General features: G+C 39.0%; 14 protein-coding genes. 6 read left to right on the top strand and 8 right to left on the bottom strand.

Annotated features, from left to right (window positions below; translation table 11 throughout):
- The first annotated feature begins 13 nt into the window (after positions 1–13).
- Genes L2737_RS17015 through L2737_RS17005 form a run of 3 tightly spaced genes read left to right on the top strand, consistent with a single transcriptional unit; the run spans position 14 to position 2894 of the window.
- Positions 14–682: a metallophosphoesterase family protein gene (locus L2737_RS17015; RefSeq protein WP_248956531.1), complete on the top strand. Its 669-nt coding sequence runs from the start codon at positions 14–16 to the stop codon at positions 680–682.
- 2 nt (positions 683–684) lie between these two features.
- Positions 685–1605 carry a hypothetical protein gene (locus L2737_RS17010; RefSeq protein WP_248956530.1) on the top strand — a complete coding sequence of 307 codons (921 nt, stop codon included), beginning with the start codon at positions 685–687 and terminating at the stop codon, positions 1603–1605.
- Entirely contained in the window at positions 1605–2894 is a 1290-nt protein-coding gene (locus tag L2737_RS17005; protein ID WP_248956529.1) for an MBL fold metallo-hydrolase, read from the top strand. The genes L2737_RS17010 and L2737_RS17005 overlap by 1 nt, the downstream gene beginning before the upstream one ends.
- Before the next feature lie 138 nt (positions 2895–3032).
- Here the strand turns inward: L2737_RS17005 and L2737_RS17000 are convergent, their stop codons facing one another.
- From L2737_RS17000 to L2737_RS16990, 3 genes are all read right to left on the bottom strand, one after another.
- Complete coding sequence (locus tag L2737_RS17000; RefSeq protein WP_248956528.1) at positions 3033–4319, bottom strand: carbohydrate porin; 1287 nt, start codon at positions 4317–4319, stop codon at positions 3033–3035.
- 316 nt (positions 4320–4635) lie between these two features.
- Positions 4636–4893, bottom strand: coding sequence for an HP1242/YdcH family protein (locus L2737_RS16995; protein ID WP_102527681.1), 258 nt, complete (start codon positions 4891–4893; stop codon positions 4636–4638).
- A 235-nt stretch (positions 4894–5128) separates the two neighbouring features.
- Positions 5129–5461: a TM2 domain-containing protein gene (locus L2737_RS16990; RefSeq protein ID WP_102527680.1), complete on the bottom strand. Its 333-nt coding sequence runs from the start codon at positions 5459–5461 to the stop codon at positions 5129–5131.
- A gap of 576 nt (positions 5462–6037) precedes the next feature.
- Between L2737_RS16990 and L2737_RS16985 the strand changes: the two genes are divergently transcribed.
- The 3 genes from L2737_RS16985 (at position 6038) to L2737_RS16975 (ending at position 12316) form a co-directional block, all read left to right on the top strand.
- Entirely contained in the window at positions 6038–8491 is a 2454-nt protein-coding gene (locus L2737_RS16985) for a patatin-like phospholipase family protein (RefSeq protein WP_248956527.1), read from the top strand.
- A 178-nt stretch (positions 8492–8669) separates the two neighbouring features.
- Complete coding sequence (locus L2737_RS16980) at positions 8670–8969, top strand: DUF3144 domain-containing protein (protein ID WP_229370896.1); 300 nt, start codon at positions 8670–8672, stop codon at positions 8967–8969.
- Between the two features lie 1217 nt (positions 8970–10186).
- Complete coding sequence (locus tag L2737_RS16975) at positions 10187–12316, top strand: bifunctional 2',3'-cyclic-nucleotide 2'-phosphodiesterase/3'-nucleotidase (protein ID WP_248956526.1); 2130 nt, start codon at positions 10187–10189, stop codon at positions 12314–12316.
- Between the two features lie 170 nt (positions 12317–12486).
- Here the strand turns inward: L2737_RS16975 and L2737_RS16970 are convergent, their stop codons facing one another.
- The 5 genes from L2737_RS16970 to L2737_RS16950 all read right to left on the bottom strand — a co-directional run bounded on the left by L2737_RS16970 (position 12487) and on the right by L2737_RS16950 (position 18992).
- On the bottom strand, positions 12487–15588 hold the full coding sequence (locus tag L2737_RS16970; RefSeq protein ID WP_248956525.1) for a DUF3857 domain-containing transglutaminase family protein: 3102 nt from the start codon (positions 15586–15588) through the stop codon (positions 12487–12489).
- A 225-nt stretch (positions 15589–15813) separates the two neighbouring features.
- Positions 15814–16449 (bottom strand): hypothetical protein, encoded by a 636-nt coding sequence (locus L2737_RS16965; protein ID WP_248956524.1) that lies wholly within the window; start codon positions 16447–16449, stop codon positions 15814–15816.
- Between the two features lie 70 nt (positions 16450–16519).
- Positions 16520–17161: a HupE/UreJ family protein gene (locus tag L2737_RS16960; protein ID WP_248956563.1), complete on the bottom strand. Its 642-nt coding sequence runs from the start codon at positions 17159–17161 to the stop codon at positions 16520–16522.
- Between the two features lie 283 nt (positions 17162–17444).
- On the bottom strand, positions 17445–17882 hold the full coding sequence (locus L2737_RS16955; RefSeq protein ID WP_248956523.1) for a hypothetical protein: 438 nt from the start codon (positions 17880–17882) through the stop codon (positions 17445–17447).
- A gap of 165 nt (positions 17883–18047) precedes the next feature.
- The gene (locus tag L2737_RS16950; protein ID WP_248956522.1) at positions 18048–18992 is read right to left on the bottom strand and encodes a LysR family transcriptional regulator; all 945 of its coding nucleotides are present in this window, start codon (positions 18990–18992) and stop codon (positions 18048–18050) included.
- Between the last annotated feature and the right edge of the window lie 66 nt (positions 18993–19058).

The following is a 19058-nucleotide window of genomic DNA, read 5'->3' as shown; positions in this document are numbered from 1 at the left end:
GGAGGAGCTTTAAATGACTCATGGCATTAAGTCAGTTCTTGGCTGTTCGGTGAAGTTACTGCACGTATCTGATCTGCATTTCAACCAAGCTCAATTTGAATGGATAACAGAGCAGTTGTGCAATTATGATGTGTTGTGTATAAGTGGTGATCTGCTTGATGATTCCTTGAATCAGACTTTAAGCAGTGAGGAGCAAATTGAGTGGATTAAACAATGGACACTAACACTCACTGTTCCTACATTTATCTGCTCTGGTAATCATGATCAGGTAGAGGTTGAAAATGATGAACTGCCATCAGCACGGTGGCTTAACAAATTGAAAAAAGATCATCTTTACCTTGATGGAAATATTGTTGAGGTAGGCGGCTTTCGTTTTGGCTGTATGCCATATGAAAATCCTAACTTTAATCAGTTTAGAGACTGTGACGTATTACTACACCACGTACCTCCATCTAAACTCAAAGTTGCTAAAGAGGCTGGAGAAGACTGGGGTTGTCCAGATATCCTTGCCGCCATCAAGCTTGGTGAGTTACAGGCAAAATATATTCTATGTGGTCATGTCCATCAGCCCCATGCACGTTTTAGTAGATTTAAAAAAAGAATTATCTCCAATCCAGGAAGTACCCATAGTGCTGACAAGCCGAACTTTAACGCTATAACTCTAACCGACAGTGAGAAATAGTCATGACAAAACCCTTCGCTCGGAAATTTAATCTTAAGCAGTTACCTGCAGAAAAACCTCAATGGTGGGCAGACCTTCTACAGCAACTAAAGCCAGCAGGTGAAGAATTAGATAGTGATGGCCTTCGCCTAGCCGTACGTGAAAATTACCTCAATTTTTACCATCGGGGGCAAGCTATTGCGAAGGTTGGTTTTAACCAGAAAAAAGAGTTGTACTCAGAGCTACATATTAAATATGTCTTTCCAGATGCCAAGTCGCAGAAATATGTCAGATTAACTGGGAATGAGTCAAATATTATCAACCCTGAGAATGAAAAAAAATATGTAACATACCAAGAAAGCAGCACGCTAGTAGAGTGGATTAAACACGTTACGGTTACAAAAATAAAAGAAGATGATGAAAAAAGCTTTGTAGAAAACGTTGTTGCGGCTAATGGTAATGTTATCGATATGGAGATGGGGCTACCGGGTAGTGGTTACCGAATTGACCTCGTTTCACTAGAGCGACAAGGCGATGTAGCACATGTTGTTTTTTGGGAGGCTAAGCTCACGACTGACTCGCGTTGTCGTACCAATAGTAAAAGCCCCGAGGTAATTGAACAGTTGGGACGTTATAGAAAGTTTCTAAAAGACAAACATCACCAACAGCAATTAAAAGAAGCCTACCTCAATGCTTGTAAAACGCTGGTCAAAATCACGGAGCTGGAAAAGCAATCAGTGGCTAAAATAATCAAAGACGTTGCAGAGGGTAAATTAACATTAGCCATTGATATAGAACCTAGGTTACTTATGTATTACAACAAAGACTTGGATAAACGAAATAGTTGGTTATCTCATGAAGGCAAGCTACGTGAAAATAAAGTAACCATGCAGGTGATGACTGAAGGCGGCTGTTACAAACTTCAGAGTAAGGAACAGTTTTAATGCCTCAGACCTCAGTAACCATATTACGTGGAGCAGATACCATTGGCGGTAGTTGCATAAAAATAAACCATGGTGAAGATAGCATTGTATTAGATTACGGTGCTCCTCTCATGGATAGTACTGGAGCATCGATTGATGCGGACTTGGCTTCAAGTCCATCAATAGAAAATGGTATTTTGCTTGATATTCAACAGCAAGATACTAGGCCTCCTTTAGCTTATATATTATCCCACGCACATCCAGATCATTATGGTCTATTGAGGTCATTACCTAAAAGCTCAAACATATACGTGTCAGATAGTAGTTACTCTATGATGACCATTGGTAACTTATTTTACCCTGATGCATTGCGATTTAGTCCACTGGATCAGTGTCGACAGTTCTCTCCTGGAAAACCATTTCAAGTTGGTCCATTTACAGTGACGGCATTTTTAATGGATCATTCAGCTTTTGGGGCATGTAGCCTGCTAATAGAGGTTGATGGTAAGCAGGTTTATTACACTGGGGATTTTCGTGGGCATGGGCGAAAGTCACAGGTTAGCGATTATATCTATGCTAATGTGAAGCAGCCTGATCTTATGTTGCTCGAAGGGACAACTCTTGATGGTGGGCACTCACAACAATTCCCTACCGAATTCTCGGTTGAAGAGGCTATGGTCACAAGTCTTAATGAGAGTGATAGACCTGCATTTGTTTCAGCCTCAGGTGGCAATATTGATCGTATTGTAAGTCTCTATAACGCAACTAAACGCACAGGAAAAGAGCTAGTTATCGATCTTTACCAACTTTACTTGCTTGAGGCGCTAAAGAAGTACTCCCCAGGTTTACCACCACATAAAAATGACCATTTAAAGGTGATATTTCCTAAGTCACAATTGGCTATCATTAAAGCTGAATTCGGTGAAGACTTCCTGCGGTACGGCAACCGCCATGTGAATCCAAATAAGCTCAAAGGTACTAATTATGTATTTCGAGTATCTCCCTATGCTATGACACCATACCTTGATTCATTTAAGGAAAAGGGGGTAAAGCCTAAACTTATCTACTCTATGTGGTTAGGCTATCAAAGTAAGCAACCTAAGTTTGCAGAGATAGCCAATGAATATCAGGAGTCATGGCAATACATTCATACGAGTGGTCATGCTTACTTAGAGCACTTACAGAGGTTTACTCGTAATATATCGCCTAAGGTTTTAGTACCAATTCATACTCTCAATAGTGACAAGTTTTCAAGCTACTTTGATAACGTTCAGATAGTAGAAAATGGAGAGTCGATAATTTGTGAATGATATGCTTTGAGCTATAAAAGTTAACTTATCGGCCAGCTCACCTAATAGATTAAAAGCCCGTTTATCGAAAGATAAGCGGGCTTTTTGTTTAAAAATAAATGCAATCAGAAGCTAATGAGTTTTAGCTAGATAACTAGCCTAAAAATAGTAACCAAAGTTAATATTGAATCGTTTATTGGTGTCACCATCACCGACCATTGTGCCGCCGATGAATGGTTGGTTCTCAGCTACTACATAGTCGAAGTAGGTGTATAAACCGCCGGCTGAAACCGCCATACCGGTGACATTCATAAAGGTGTCTTCAAGTGAGGCAGACTTACCCGTCACTAAAGAATAATCATTGTAGAAGGTGAGGTTAGATACTGGGCCAAAATCGACTGGTAAGCTGTAAGCCACATTAGCGATGTAAGTGGTCGCTTCTGCTGGGATTGAGTCATAAAAGTGGTAAGCGGCAACCACAATACGGTCGACATCCATGCCATCAACATCGTATTCGTAATCTGTTACTTGTAATTTCACGTTCCATCGATCGTAATCGATAATACCGTGAATAGCTGCTGCAAAGTTGTCTCCATCGGTGCCGTTGGCTATTTCCAACTGGCCTGCTTGTACAGAACCACCGAGCTCAACACCCAGTTTATCGAAGGTAAAGTTGTGTGCATAACGCAGGTTAAAGGTATTCACCTCACCTGCTTCATAACCTGCCGTTGGTGCATCGTAAGCATCTTCACCGTCTAGACGAATACCCACAACATCGTAGGCGTAACGGTCTGTGCGATCTGACACATATCCGTCTATACCACCTTGTTCATCGTTTTTGTAAAAGGCAATGTCAAAACGGTTAGCGTCGCTTTTATAGGTGTAGTTCAAACCCATATCGTGGTCATCTTCAAGGCCAAGATAAAAGTTAGAGCTGAAAAAGTAGTTGTTTGATGCGTAAGTTAGCATGCCGAATGGTACTTGAGTGACACCGATTTTACCTTGTTGGTGTTCATCAAAGTTATAACCAATCCAAGCGTGTTGCACTACATTCATGTACTCAAACCAGCGGTACTGAGCTGAATAAATTAAGTCACCGTAACTGCCGGAAACATCGATACGGAATAGGTCAAAGTCAAAGTCGCCACCGCGATCGGCGTTGGCATCATTAAAATCTTCATAGGAATAATTAACACGGACAGCGCCGCCAAAATTAACTTTGGCCTCTGTTGTTTTGCTGACCTCAACTTCTTCGACGACTTCGTTAACAACTGCAACTTCCACTTCTTCAATAACCTGTGGTTGTTCGGCTGCTTTTTTCTGTTGAGCTTCTAATTGCTCAATGCGCTCTTTTAATGCTTTCAGTTCTTCTTCAACAGTGGTTGCATTGGCACTAGTTGATAATGCTAAAGCGATACAAGTCGCGGCAAGGGTATAAAGAGTCATCATTTTTCCTTTGGGGGGAAGTTAAGGAATGTGTAATGTATGTTAGCAGAAATGGAGTTTTGCTAATAGGATGTTTGCTTGATGCTGTTGTCTGTTATTGAGTGCGATGGTTGATGTAGGTCACACTTATGGCATAAAACCGTGTTTAGACGAGGGGCTGTATTCTAATTATGATGGCATTAATAGGATTAGATAAATGACGACTCATGGTTCAGAGCTAGATACATTGTTAGGACAAAGGTGTCGTTTGAGAAAGAGAGCTTATTAATGCTGCAAAGGGGATTCAATGTATCCCCTTTTATTCAAACTTGAGGAGTTAGGACGCGTCTTGGTCGTGATGTTGCTTTAATTTTTGGAACAATACATCTTTTAAATTAGCACGCTGTACTTTTAACTGATGCATATGCTCATCATCAGTTGGGCTTCCTTCAACTTCTAACTCGCGTATCTCGTAATCTAATAAGTGATATTGCTTGGATAAGGTTTCGAACGCTTCGTCTTTGTGATTCAAATAAACAATGTCTTTCTTAAACTCAGGAAAGTCGAAAATAAGTGCATGATTCTCATTTAACATAGGCAACCCTTGAAATGGTGAATTGAAATTCTTTATTTTGAAACTGAATTTACTATAGCACTATGAGGTTTAGGAAAGGGAGAAGTTTGAACGGTTTAGCGATCTGGCTAGCAAAAATAATAGCCATGAATATGCAAGGAAGAGTCGTCAGTGGAAGAATGTAAAACGCCTTATTAAATGCTTAATAAGGCGTGGAATACAGCAAATAACACATTATATAATCGGCATTTTCGTGCTAAATCGCACGTTTACTGTATTGCTGCTCGAAATTAAATGAACTCATTTTCATGGTGCGGATAGAGTCAATCCAGCCAACAACAAACGGCACCAAAGTCCAGCTGAATACTAAGTAAAGACTGCCTTTTAGGTATTGACCTAAATAGAATTTATGTAGCCCTAAGCCGCCAAATAAGAACCCAAACCATATTGCCCATTTCTGATTTTTAATACGGATATTCGGATCGATCCCAGCAAGTGCGTCTAATCCTTGAGTTGCCTGACATTGAGGGCAGCTGATTAAGTTCGCGTCGATTGTCTGGCTGCATTGTGTGCAGGTTATTTGAGGCATTACAAACTCCAATGGTCAATATTGCTAATGAGGCATTATGAGTACAAGTGTGCGCTCAGTTCTAGTGTTCTAGATCTCACTATTAAAATAAAAAATTGAGCTAACAATATAAAAGGGAGCTTATGGTGCTGGTGGCTAACTTGGGTTTAATTTAATTAGCTTAGGTTAATGTGTTTTATCATTTTAAGTCATTGTAATTTAATGGTTTGATTTTATTTTGACATCAGGGTTAGGCTACGAACATTTTGATGATTTATTACCTTATGTTAATTCGTTCATGCCGATGTCGCTTTCACTTTTTTATGTAAAAAAATACACTTGTTAATTTTGTTGGGGGCGGTTGTGTATGTTGTTGCGGTGGTTTTGTAAACAATTAGTCAATTAGCGTAATTTGAGTGAACGACGGAAAATCATTAAGTCATTTTTGCTGATAGAGTCAATCAATCATGGATCTATTCAGTATTGAAATGACCTTATTGTACTGCTATTTGAGACAATTAAACTCACGAATGCCCCTTATTTTCTTACCTTGTTCTCTCGTAAGATAGCGCCCTATTTTTTAAGGGGCTCATTCAGGTGAAACATAACATTTGGTTGCTACAGACTTGGTTGCTACAGATCTGGCCGCAAAAAGTTTGGAAGCAAAAAGCTAAGGCGCAAAAGTTAATGGTGCGGTTTACAATATGTTTAATCACGCTGTGTGGTTTTTCCCCCACCCTGGTTTACGCACAAAGCGATGTACTCGCCTCAAAGAGCGAGTTAACAAATGTCGCTCCTCAATGGGTCGAAGCGCCATTATTAGAAACGGCTATACCTCAAAAAGACGTTGATAGCAGTCATATTGAAGTCGATAAATCACCACGTTTAAAAGTTGGGTTAGCGCTGAGCGGCGGCGGAGCTAAAGGTGCAGCCCATGTTGGGGTGTTGCGCTATCTTGAAGAAAATCAGATTGCGGTAGATTATATTGCTGGCACCAGTATTGGTGCTTATGTTGGTGGACTTTATGCGTTGGGCTATAGTGCTGATGATATTGAAGAAATCATGCTAAACCTAGATTGGACCAGTGGTTTTGATGATGCCGTGCCGCGTAAAGCATTAAATTATCATGATAAACAAGATTTTGATCGATTTAATCTTCCTTTTGAATTTGGCTCGCTTGATGGTGAGATTCTTATGCCTCAGGGCGTACTTCGTGGCCAGACAATGGGTAATCTATATATTCGCTCAGCAGGCTTGGTGCCTAAGCAAGACTCGTTTGACAACCTTGCAATTCCGTTTAAAGCGATAGCCACTGATATCAGTAGCGGTAATGCCGTGGTACTTGAATCTGGTAACTTGTTAAAGGCATTGCAGGCGTCTGCTTCTGTTCCTGGCATATTACAACCTGTAGAAATAGCGGGGATGTATTTAGTTGATGGTGGGATGGTGAGTAACATGCCTGCGGATACCGTTAGAAAAATGGGCGCAGATGTCGTTATTGCGATTGATATTGGCGCAGAACTAGCGCCTAAAACTGAGCTAAAAGATAGCTTCTCCATATTAGGCCAGCTTTCTACCATCATGACTCGCGCGAATGCGGTTCAACAAATCGAAAATTTACAACCACAAGATATTCTTATTCGACCAGACATTAGCCTGCTAGATACGACAGACTTTAGCAGCATGCCACTGGGTTTTAGTAATGGTGAGCAGGCGGCGATTGAGCATCAGCAACAATTATTATCACTGCAAGCAACGCCGGAATACTATCAGCAGTATCAATCTCAACGCCTAGCTTATAAGCAATCATTACTTTCTTTCCAGCAGCAGTCTATCCACCAGATAACAATGGTCAATAACAGTATGGTGGATAACAAGCAGATTGAATCGGCTTTTGCAGTCAAAGAGGGTGATAGACCTGAGGCTGAAGATATCGTTGCAGCAATAGATAGAGTGTACGCATTAAATGAATTTGAGCGAGTAGAAGTCGAAACTGTCCGTGACGACGATAATAATAAACAACTGGTACTCAACGCGCAGCAAAAAAGTTGGGGGCCTAATTTTTTTGATATTGGCTTTTCATGGGAAGAAGACTTTGGTGAAGTGTCTGATTTGAAGCTTGATTTGATGTATACGATGAATAATGTGGCCGACACTCGTGCTCAATTGCGTTTCGAACTCACCTCTGGGCGAGAAAAGTTACTGGCCGCTGAATACCGCTTACCTTTAGATGCACTCGATACTTATTACTGGAAAACGCGATATCAATTCTCTCAAGAGGAGCAATTGTATTACTGGGATAACGAACGTGGTCTCAGTACAGATAATAGTGCTCACCATGTCAGCACAGCGATTGGCATTAATTTGATTAACGACATGATTTTTGAGTTAGGTTTTTCGGCTGAAAAGGGCAATATTGAAACCGATTCAGTGTTTAACTTAGATATTGATTATGACACTTATTCTAGTTTTGCATTGCTAAGCTATGACTCATTAGACAGTTATAGTTTCCCCCGTGAAGGCACCTTGCTTTATCTTAGAGGCGCCTATAACAAAGATAACTTAGCACCTGTTGTCGTACCTATTCTAGGCGAGATGCTTGATGATACTGAACTGTTTAATTATGAGTTTGTTTTCAAACATGCTCAAAGTTACAGGCAACATACATTAATCAGTAAAGTTAATCTTAGTGGTACTGACAGCAACCAAGTAAGTTTAATTCATACCCATAAATTGGGTGGTTTTCTCAACTTATCCGGCTTACATAAAGATGCCTTAGTCGGCTCACAGTTAGCTTATGGGTCTTTAGTGTACCAATATCGTATTGATTGGCATGGGTTCGGAGGTAAAGCCATTCCTGTATATCTCGGTGTCTCAGCTGAGATGGGCAATGTTTGGCAGTATAAGAGTGAACGCGATTTAGGCGATCTCATTTATGCGTCGAGCATTTTTGTCGGTACTGAAACTGAGTTCGGGCCTGCTGTTTTAGGGGTAGGTATAAATGACTTGCGTCATAAAACGGTATACTTGACCCTAGGGAAGATCTTTTAAATCAGCTTAAGTTGGTTTTACTTACCTGCAAAATGATGCGGGTCACAGTTATCAAAACTCACCATTGTAGAGTGTGAACAACATTACAGTATAGAGACGTGAAAGCACGTTAATCTGAATATAGATAAGGTTTGCCGCAAAGTCGGCACACTAATGGCTCATTATTAAGGACCTAAGCATGTCAGATTCAGCTCCAAATAAAGCATTTTACGATCGTGCAAACCAGTTTATTAACGTGGCTAATGAGCACAACCAAGACCCAGAAATTAAAACTGGTGAAATTAGCGCTTCTTTTATGTATTCACTATCGCGCTATAACGCTTGGTTCGGTTCTACAGGTTTTGAGAGTGCAGAACAAATGCAGCAGAAAAAAGCGGATATGATGGAGTATTACGTCGAAGAGTATCGCAAGATGCTTGAAGGTAACATGGACGACTATATCGCTAATTTCGATCAATACCGTAAAACGCAAAAGTAGCACCAACTTTCGCGATTCAAGACTTCACTCAGCCACTATTCATACCTTTGATAGTGGTTGTGTATTGTTCCCGTGATAAAGGGCTAACAATGTAGAGTTTGCCATTATCAATATTCCCGCCTTTCATTATTCATTTCATTATTCGTTTCATTATTATCGAACTTAAATTATTTCAATTCACACTTCATTCCTATGTAAGTCAATATATGCATATTTAAAACTCTTTTACAGTGGCTTTATAAAAAACAATTGTTTTGAAAATAGGATTTTAAATTTTAATCCGCAACTAATAATGTGGCTTGTAATTAATCGGGCAATATTTCAGTTGTGCGTTAATTATTAGACTAAGTTTTTATTATGTTGAAATTTATTTTTGGTTTTACCCTTTAATTAATCAGGGGTTGTTATTGTGTTTATGTTTCTTGGTTAAATATTTGTTTGCGCCTGTGTTTATCGCTGTTACAGACAGGTGTGAAAAATAATTTATTTTCTGTTGTTTCTAATGCAGTCTAAGTTTTAATTAACAATGGAGGTGGATATTGGTTTTCTGGTTTTGATCAAAATTGAAATTCATAGATCATTTCTAATATTTAAAATATCCGTAACAGGTTGTTTTTAATCTAAATATTATATTTTTATTGATTTATAAAAATATAATTACATTAATTATTTCTTTTACAACATGATTTGCGCAATAGTTTTTTGTTAGGTTGTTGTTTGTTGGGGTTTTTGTTTTAAGTTCTGTGTCTGTGTTCATAATGGTGAACGTTGTTTTGCTTGTCGTTCAATACTGAACCCACTCTCCTAGCCACATTTTTATCGCAATTTATGGTTAGGGGATGATGATAAGTTTCACTGAGATTTGCTTGTGAATGCTATTAGTAAGCTAAATAGTAGGATTGTAATAATGGTGTCATTTTATCATGGTTTATTATAGGGCGTTTTTTGAACTTAGATTGTAACTTTTATTACTATATTTTTAGTTTATTACTTTGCGCCTAACCTTTTACGTGTCTGTCGTTTGATTTTTAATTGTTAAATATTTCTATTTGGTAATATTTTCTTTCTTTACTTGTTTATTAAACTTATTTAATTTATCGCCGTCTTTACCGATGTTAGAACACATTAATTAAATATTACTGCTTTATTGAATGAGTAAACTTCAATAAGCGGTAATGGCTTGAGTGAAAGAAATAAATTAATTCTTTGGAGTAATCATGAAATTTAATGCTAAGAAGCTTCTTCTTGTTTCAAGTATCGCTGCTGCACTAGCGGGTTGTAATTCATCTGATGATAAAAAAGATTCGATTAGTATCGATCTTCGTTTAATGGAAACGACTGATATCCATACTAACGTTATGCCTTACAACTACTTTGTAAGCCAAGAAGATAACGAAACAAACTTGCCTGAATGGGGCTTAGCACGTACTTCTTTAGTGATTGCAGAAACCCGCAAAGAAGTATCAAACAGCATGTTATTTGACAACGGTGACTTAATCCAAGGTAGCCCAATGGGCGACTACATGGCAGCTTTAGGTACTGAGCACTTACAAGGTGAAATGCACCCTGTTTATAAGGCGATGAACTACCTAGAGTATGACGCTGCTAACTTAGGTAACCATGAGTTTAACTATGGTCTTGATTATCTTGATGAAGCGCTAAAAGGTTCTGAGTTCCCATATGTTGCTGCTAACGTTTGGAAAGCTGATGATTCACTTGAAAAGGTGAGTAATGCAACTGAAGAATGTGAAGTTCGCATTACTGAAGACTTCTATGACACCGCTGAGCATATGTATAACCCATATGTGATTTTAGATCGTGAATTTATCGCTGATGATGGTAAAGCACATACTGTAAAAGTAGGTGTTATTGGTTTCACTCCGCCAGATATCATGGGTTGGGATGCATCTCATTTAGTCTGTAATGTGGTTGTTTCTGATATTAAGAAAACGGCTGAACATTATGTGCCAATTATGAAAGCAGAAGGTGCTGACGTAATTGTTGCTATTCCGCATTCTGGTTTGAACAACAATGATGACGAGTTTGCTGAAAATGCATCACTTCACTTAGGTTATGTTGATGATATCGATGCCATCATGTTCGGACATGATCATCGTGATTTCCCTAACTCAACTGATGAGTACGGTGATATCCCAGATGTTGACGCTGAAAAAGGCCTAATCAATGGTATTCCAGCTGTAATGCCTGGTTACTGGGGCGCGAAATTAGGTGTGATTGACTTAAAACTTAATTCTAATGACGGCGGTGAAACTTGGTCTGTCGATCATAACCATTCAACGGCTGAGCTTCGCTCTTTAGTTGAAGGTTCAGATGGTGCCGTTGAAGATTTAGTCGTTACTGAACATGAAGGCACTGTTGAATACATGGCTGAAACGATTGCTGAAATCGACGTCAACATGAACAGCTTCTTCCCACAAGTAGTACCTGATTTATCTATTCAAGTAGTGAATGAAGCTCAGCTTCATCAACTACACAAGTGGAAAGCTGAAGGTGAGTTTGCTGATGCATCTGAAGATGCTTTATTCCTATCAGTATCAGCGCCATTTAAGTCTGGTCGTAACGGCGGAGCTGATTACACCAACATTCAAGAAGGCGAGCTAACTAACGCATCTGTTGCTGACATTTATGTATTCGACAACAACACGCCAGCCGTTTTAAAAATGACTGGTGCTGATATGAAGCGTTGGATTGAGTGGATTAATTCTAATGCTTACCGCAGCCTACCATTGGCAGAGGGTGAAACCTTCCTAGTAGAAGAATTCCCTGGTTACAACTTTGATGCGTTCTTCGGTGGTTTTAGTGATTCAGGTGAGGGGCTACTTAAATACACTGTTAACGTTGAAAATGGATCTCGCTTTACTGAGATTGATGGCTTCAACTACACAGAAACTGAAAATGAGCAGCTTACAAGCCTGACGTATTACGGTACCGAAATTGCTGATGATGCTGAAATTTATGTCATCACGAACAACTACCGTGCGTCTAACTCGGGTATGCCTGGTGTTGATAATGCAGTTGTTGTAAAAGAAGAAGCTGCGTTCGTTAACCGTGAATTAGTTCAGTTCTACTTAGCTGATCGCTTAGAGATGCAAGAAGGAAATGAGCTTGAATTCCCTAACGCTAAAGTATTCCAGTTAGAAGCGCCAAATACTACTAGCGTGTCATTTGCTTCTGCAAAGCTAGAAGAAGCCTTCCGTTGTGCGACCAATGAAATTACTGGTCTTTCAACTGAGCAGGAAGATGGAACTAAAGAAGGTACTGAAGGTTTCACTATCTACAACTTCAACTTTGACTACAACGGCGAATTCAACTGTGCTGCTAAGTAATTAGCATAGTTAATTGCGTCATTTACCTATGATGAAGCAACCATAACGTTGACTGATTTCATAATAAAACCCTGCTTAAGACCTAAGCAGGGTTTTTTATTGGCAATTTGAAAAGTGTCTATGCGCTTATCAAATGTTGTATTCAACACTGAATAAAATAAGGTGTAATTTTAAAGTTGAGCGGTAATCTGATTAGCTTTCCATTGGCGCAATAACTCTTCGACAAATGTTTTATCTTGTCCTGATACTGCAGTGACAAAAAGAAGAAACTCTTCGTCATCATTTAATATGACGGTTATCTCAGTATCTTCAGTCTCGGAGTTACTGTACTCAACTGTAATATCTTTAACCAAAGAGAGCTTTGCTGTCATCCATTGCAATTGTTGCTCTTCAGTCCAATAGCTAAAGACTTCTTGATGAGTAAAGCCATTACCTGCGGTTTGTTGGTTGAAAAATGATTCGCTGTAAAAATATATTGGAATAGAATCTTGTTGGATCATCTTATGTTGCTGCATAAAGTGGATATCATGACCCCATAATTTTTTTCCTTCAATAACATCATCGGAAGCAATTAAATTAACCTCCTGTGCAATCATCATTATGATTAATGGACTTGCAAAAGTGATGAATATCCAATTTCGAATGAAAATTTTTGAATTATTGAGGTAAGCAAGCGAATCCTTACCATTAACCTTGTTGGCATATTTCACTAATGGTAGAAATAACGCTATCGGAATGATAAAAGTGATGAATGCGAGGTCTAAACGATTATTCAATCCGTTGTAAATTAATAAACTGAAAAAGCAAAATCCTGCAGCCCATGTCGGAATTAGCCATGAACGTTTATCTCTTTGCTCACTATCAACTTCCATCCACATGAATAATGCATAAAACCAGAAAGGATTAAACAGCGCTCTTGCAATGGGCCAGATATCAGGTCGTTTAACTTCTTTAATGTACTGCCAGTTTTTATAAGACCAATAAGGTATATATAAACCGAAGGAGAAAAGGCTAAGTAAGATAAATTTTTTGATGGAAATAGGATAGAAATTTGTATTGCCTTGCTTACTCTGTTCATTCAATAAGCTGGCAATGGTAAACAACCCTCCAATAGCGAATAAAGCGCTGGCAATAAACCAATAAATTAAGCCACCCAACTCAGCAATTGATTGAGATAAATCAGAAGAGGTTTCTTCGGGTTTTACGGGAGCAGGATTATTAAAATCTACAATGCCATATGAATCAAGGCTAGCCAATTTAGCCAAAGCCTCTGTATATTCATCTAATTGAACGGAAGTTACTCGATCAGTTTTTGACTCGTATTGGTACTTAAGCGTTAATTCATTAGTGTTACTATCAAATGACACGTTAAATGAAAAGTTAAAAAATGAGTTATTTTCTTTTATCGTTTCAGGGTCAAATTCCCAATTTTGAGGCCTTAGTTTGGCTGTTATTACACCTTCAATGAGTAGAGGGTGTGATAGTGATATATCTCGCGTTCCAAATCCCTCAGGCATACTAATGTAAGGGGATATTTGGCTTTCATAAAAATAAATACTGTAACCGTCATCATCGCCTAAACTCCAAGGAGAACGAAGAGAGTAATGCTCGGTAATTGTTGTGATGCCATTGTTTGGTGAATGATTTACAGTAAGTGGCTGAGATATTTCTACCCCATTGAAAATATTGTTGTAGTAACTAGCGTAGCTCTCAGATAACTCTGTAATGCTATTTCTATCAAGTCTAGCGCGTAAACTTCTAGCTTTTTCCCCTTGTAAATCAATAGTCGATTTGAATGATGATGGGCCTTCAATTCCGTTACTTAAATCGTAATACTCTTCAAATTTAACAGTGCTTCCACTTTGTGAATTTCTAAGTGATTCAAGTTTATTTACGCCTTTTTTGACAACGAGGCCGAAACCATAATCAGGCTGGTAAAGCGTCTCCAGAGTAACACCTTGATTTAACAGTGTTGGGTCAAGCCAATACACTTTATTATCTAATTCAGCTTTGACTATGGCATGATTAAAAAGTTGTGCAGACGGTAATTTGATGTCTAATGCTTTACCGTTCTGCGAATTGACTAACACTGCATACGAATCAATATTGAGAGCTCTCAGTAATGCAATTAGGATGACAGATTTATCTTTGCAGTCGCCATATCGCTTATTGATAGTTTCACTTGCTTTGGCTGGAAAATGGCTATTGCTTCCAATTTCAATTCCCATATATCGAATATCATTCTGTACAAATTTTAATGCAAGAATAAGCTGTTGTTTGGGATCATTAGTTTGCTGTTTTATCTGATTAACTTTCTCAGCAATAGCAGCTGAAGTATCTATCTGATTTTCAAACAATGGTAATGCCCATTGTACGACGGATTCCCAGTTTGAGTAACTGCTGACTTCTACGGCAGAGTATGGTGAATACCAAGACGCAGCATCTGAACTAACACTTAATGGAGGGACATCTTGTTGTAAAACTTGATAGTCAGTTTCTTTACCTAGTTTTGTCACTGTAAATTGTTTTTCAGTGTTATGAAATTTATATTCAAGAGGCTCAGATTTAGCCCAAAGAATTCTTAAAAACTGCTGGTGGATGGGAATGCTCCACTGAAGAGAGCGTTGATATGAAAAGTTAGAGCGATAAACCGGGTTTCTTCCCTCTAGTGTATAGCTATATTCAATAACGTCTCCTAATCGTACATCATTTATGAGCCAAAACCCTGTCAATGTTCCGTCATATATGAGGTCATTTGCTGAGTCACTTTTATCTAAAGTGAACTGACTATCGAAGGTTTTGTCGATAACGTCTCCATTTCGATATAGCTTAATACCATGAAATAACACTTGTTGATATTGAGGGTCATAATCTATGGTAATTTGAGATATATACTGCAACCCTTTTGCTGAAACTGCTTTGGTTGCATAGCGGTTGAATTTAAATGTATTTGTGTCTGTAACTCTAATCTGGTTATCCAAGACTAAATGATAAATACCATCTGATAAATTGGCTAAATCAGGTACTGCAGGAAAGGGTAGCTCAACAGTTTTTACCCACTTAGGTAAAGGGGCTAGTTGTAATCCTTTCTCTTTATAAAGACCTGTTTGCCATTGAGAATCTAAATTGTGTCGTTTTAAGGAAGGTTGTAAGTCTTGGGCGTTGATATTGAAAGAAAGCAAGCATAGAAATAAAGGGGAAACTGCTAAGGTTAAAAAACGTGATATTTGAGTACAAAAAAAAGATTTTGATAGAGTAGAGCACCAAGTCATTAAGCCAATCCCTTGCTTTAAATTTTATAATTAAAAATAAAACTATGATAATTAATATTTTTACTAAATTTACTTCTTCTATGAAGCTATTTTGATACTAATATATAGGAACAAAAAGTTATACTTTTTTACTGGTTTATTTACAAAAAATCAACATTAAATGGTAGGTATGACAGAGGTGCTCATCATAGAACACAGCCCATATGGCTATGGGCTGTGTCTGGATTATTCTTTAACTAAATATTGTCCTTTGGTGGTTAGCTGAACTGTAATGTCGCGGCCTGAATTGTTTTTCCAATACCATCCGTGGGAGCCTGAAAATGGTGTGGTTAACGAGCCTTTGACCTGATTAGAGGTGCTGATGCTGTAGCTTTCGTAATAGCCAGTGGTGTCACCTTGCGGTTCACCATGGAAATCAAAATATAGCGCTGCACCATCGGTTTTCCACTGGTATTCAACGTGGCCATATTCATTTAGCAATAATTTATATTCCAAGCCTTTATTAGCAGGGATCACAATATCAATCACATCAGCTCGTACACCTTGCTGCTCCCGGGCCTGCTTAATCTCAACGACACTAGGCGCATCAATAATGATCATTTCGTCAAGGTTTGTCTGAACACTGATAACGTCTTTACTGCTGCTCGGTGCCTGCGCAGCTTGTGCTATTTGAGTGAGGCCTAGTGCACTCCCCATTCCTGTCGGATCGATGTTGTATTCAGCAGGTAATATGGCGACAACTAATACAATCAGTCCAACAATGGTGGCAATAACACTTGCCTTAATAAGTGTGGCTGTAGATTGCACTTGAACTGTGCTGTTTTGAGATGTGCTATTTTTAGTTTTTTCAGAGTGTTGCATGGTCAATCCTTTTAAATCAATTTATTAACTTTATGGATAAAGCGTGTGGATAATTAAGCTAATAGCGTCATTAACTGACGAAATACCCCGTTAGTTGAAAGCCCACGAGCATAACGCCAGCGCTCATTAGCCCAGTGTTAGTCGCGACTGAAAAACGCATAAAACTCGGACTTCGACGCCATGCACTCATTAGAATTAACACCAAGGCTAGGGCCATGAATTGACCTATTTCTACGCCAACATTAAACGCGATAATGTTGGTGACTAAACCATCTTGCGGTAAATTAAATTCTTGTATTTTGGTGGCTAAACCAAAGCCGTGAAACAGTCCAAAAATCATCACTGCAACTTTAGTATTGGGCTGAAACCCGAATAGGCGTTTAAAGCCTCCCAAGTTATCAAACCCTTTATAAATAATAGAAAACCCAATAATGGCATCGATTAAATAGGCATTGATATTGATGTCGTTAAATACGCCCCACAATAAAGTAACACTATGACCTAAGGTGAAAAGGCTGACATATAACAGGACATCCTTGGCACGATATAAAAAGAAAATCACTCCGACTAGAAACAGTAGGTGATCATATCCCGTCAGCATGTGTTTAGCGCCAATATAGATAAAAGGCAGAATCGAGACACCTTGATTCTGGGTTAAAAACTGTTGGGTGGTTTCATCCACTCCGTGGGCATAAATGGAGAAAGAGCACATGAGTGCTAAAAACGTCAATATTACTTTTAGGGAGCACGCTAACTGCCGGCTTCCTTTATCATTCCAAATCATTATTTTTATTCCAATAAGTCACAGTGTTTTCACGCCCAATAAGCAAGTAGCAGCTAAAATTGGCGCGATACACAAATGATGAGCGATGATGTTCATACTCACGTCGACATCATTTCACTCAACTTTTTACTTTAAGGCCTGTTGTTAAGACCCGTTGTTAAGGTCTGTTGTTAAGGTCTGTTATTAAGATCTAAGGCGAAAAAATAGCGATTTATTGGTATGGAGGGGGAATAGGCGGCGCGTATTGCAATGTTAAATAAGCGATATCATTATCGCTAAGGGTACTTGTGTGAGTAAATTCAGCGACAAACAACGACTCTACCGGTGGATGCGATGGTGAGTGAGAATGACTACCGTGTTCATGTTCTGACACCGCATTTGCCAGAGTGGATGATGGTACATTCGACTGAAGAATATCTTGCTGGGTTTCTGTGGCATTAAAACTGATATCACTCTGGTGAGAATGCTGATGCACTGAGGGTTTTGAAGGAGACGTTTCGTGTTCATTGCCTGTATGGAACAAGTGAATATGATGATGCTTAATCTGACTACCTGATGGGTGTTCATTATGAAGATATTGAACTGAAAATGCAGAGCTTATGCCTGCAAACTGACACAGCAATATCAATAACACGATTAACAATGTCATGGTGGGTTGGCTAGAGGGGCGTGTGAGTACCCCAAATGTCAGAGTGCGATTTTTCAGTGAAAATAACTCGTTATAATATAGTGAAACGATTTTAAGGCTGTAAGTACAGTTTAAGTATCAAGCGTGATTAAAGCAGATCGCAATCTAAACTGCTAGCAAACAATACTAGAGCATCGGTTTAATCGGGCCGCGAATTTTGGCTATCTGGTTACAGCTTGCTGTTTGCGAGCAGTCTTCAAGTACAACTAACATGTGGTCGATAAAACGTTGGCTGGCAAGGCTGATATAACGTCTCGATGGATAGACTAAATAACACTTTCCCTCATAAGGTGCGGTGTCTTTAAACAGCATTTCCAGTTGTCCAGAATCAACGTAATCTTGGCAAAAAGGCATTGGCATCATTGCGATGCCTTTACCTGCTAGCGTCGCTTCTAAGCAAACGGAAAGATTATTGACACATAAATTTCCTTTCACCTGTAATGTCATATCTTGGCCGAACGGGACTTCATTAAAAATGCGTCCATTGGGATATCGAAATAGTATCGAGTTGTGCTCGCTGACATCACAGGGGGTTTCTGGATAGCCGACTTTTTTTAAGTACTCTGGGCTGGCAAAAAAATGCACAGTTTCGCTGAGCACATGTCTTGCGACCATTTCATTTTCGTTAAATGAGTCTTCTAGCATGAAGGCTAAATCAATGTTGTTGCGGATCATATCTTGAGGTTCGGCGCTGACAATAATTTCGACCGTGATCGACGGGTTAAGATCCATAAACTGAAAAATGGCTTGGCTAATTTGCAGTAACTCAGGAATTGGGAAGATGAGAATACGTAAATGACCAGCAACTTCTGCTTTTTCATCAGTGATTTCAGACAAGGTTTGCTCAAGTTCTGACATCATTGAAGTGGTTTTATCGTAAAAATGGCTCCCCGATGCAGTCAATGTCATGGAGCGACTTTGACGATGAAATAGCTTTACCTCTAGTTCATCCTCAAGTGCTTGCAAACGGCGGCTGAGTGTTGATTTTGGCAGGTTTAATATATCCGCAGCTTCAACGAGGCTACCGGTTTCAACGATTCTATGGAACAGTGAAATATCTTCAGTTTTCATGTATACAACTCTTTTAAATTAGCCACTTACCAGCCAGTACCTACTCACCGACTTTTAGTATGCTCA

Origin of the sequence: Shewanella electrodiphila (assembly GCF_023283985.1) — a bacterium.
In the GTDB taxonomy this organism is placed as follows: domain Bacteria; phylum Pseudomonadota; class Gammaproteobacteria; order Enterobacterales; family Shewanellaceae; genus Shewanella; species Shewanella electrodiphila.
This window is presented reverse-complemented; position numbering and strand designations above follow the sequence as displayed.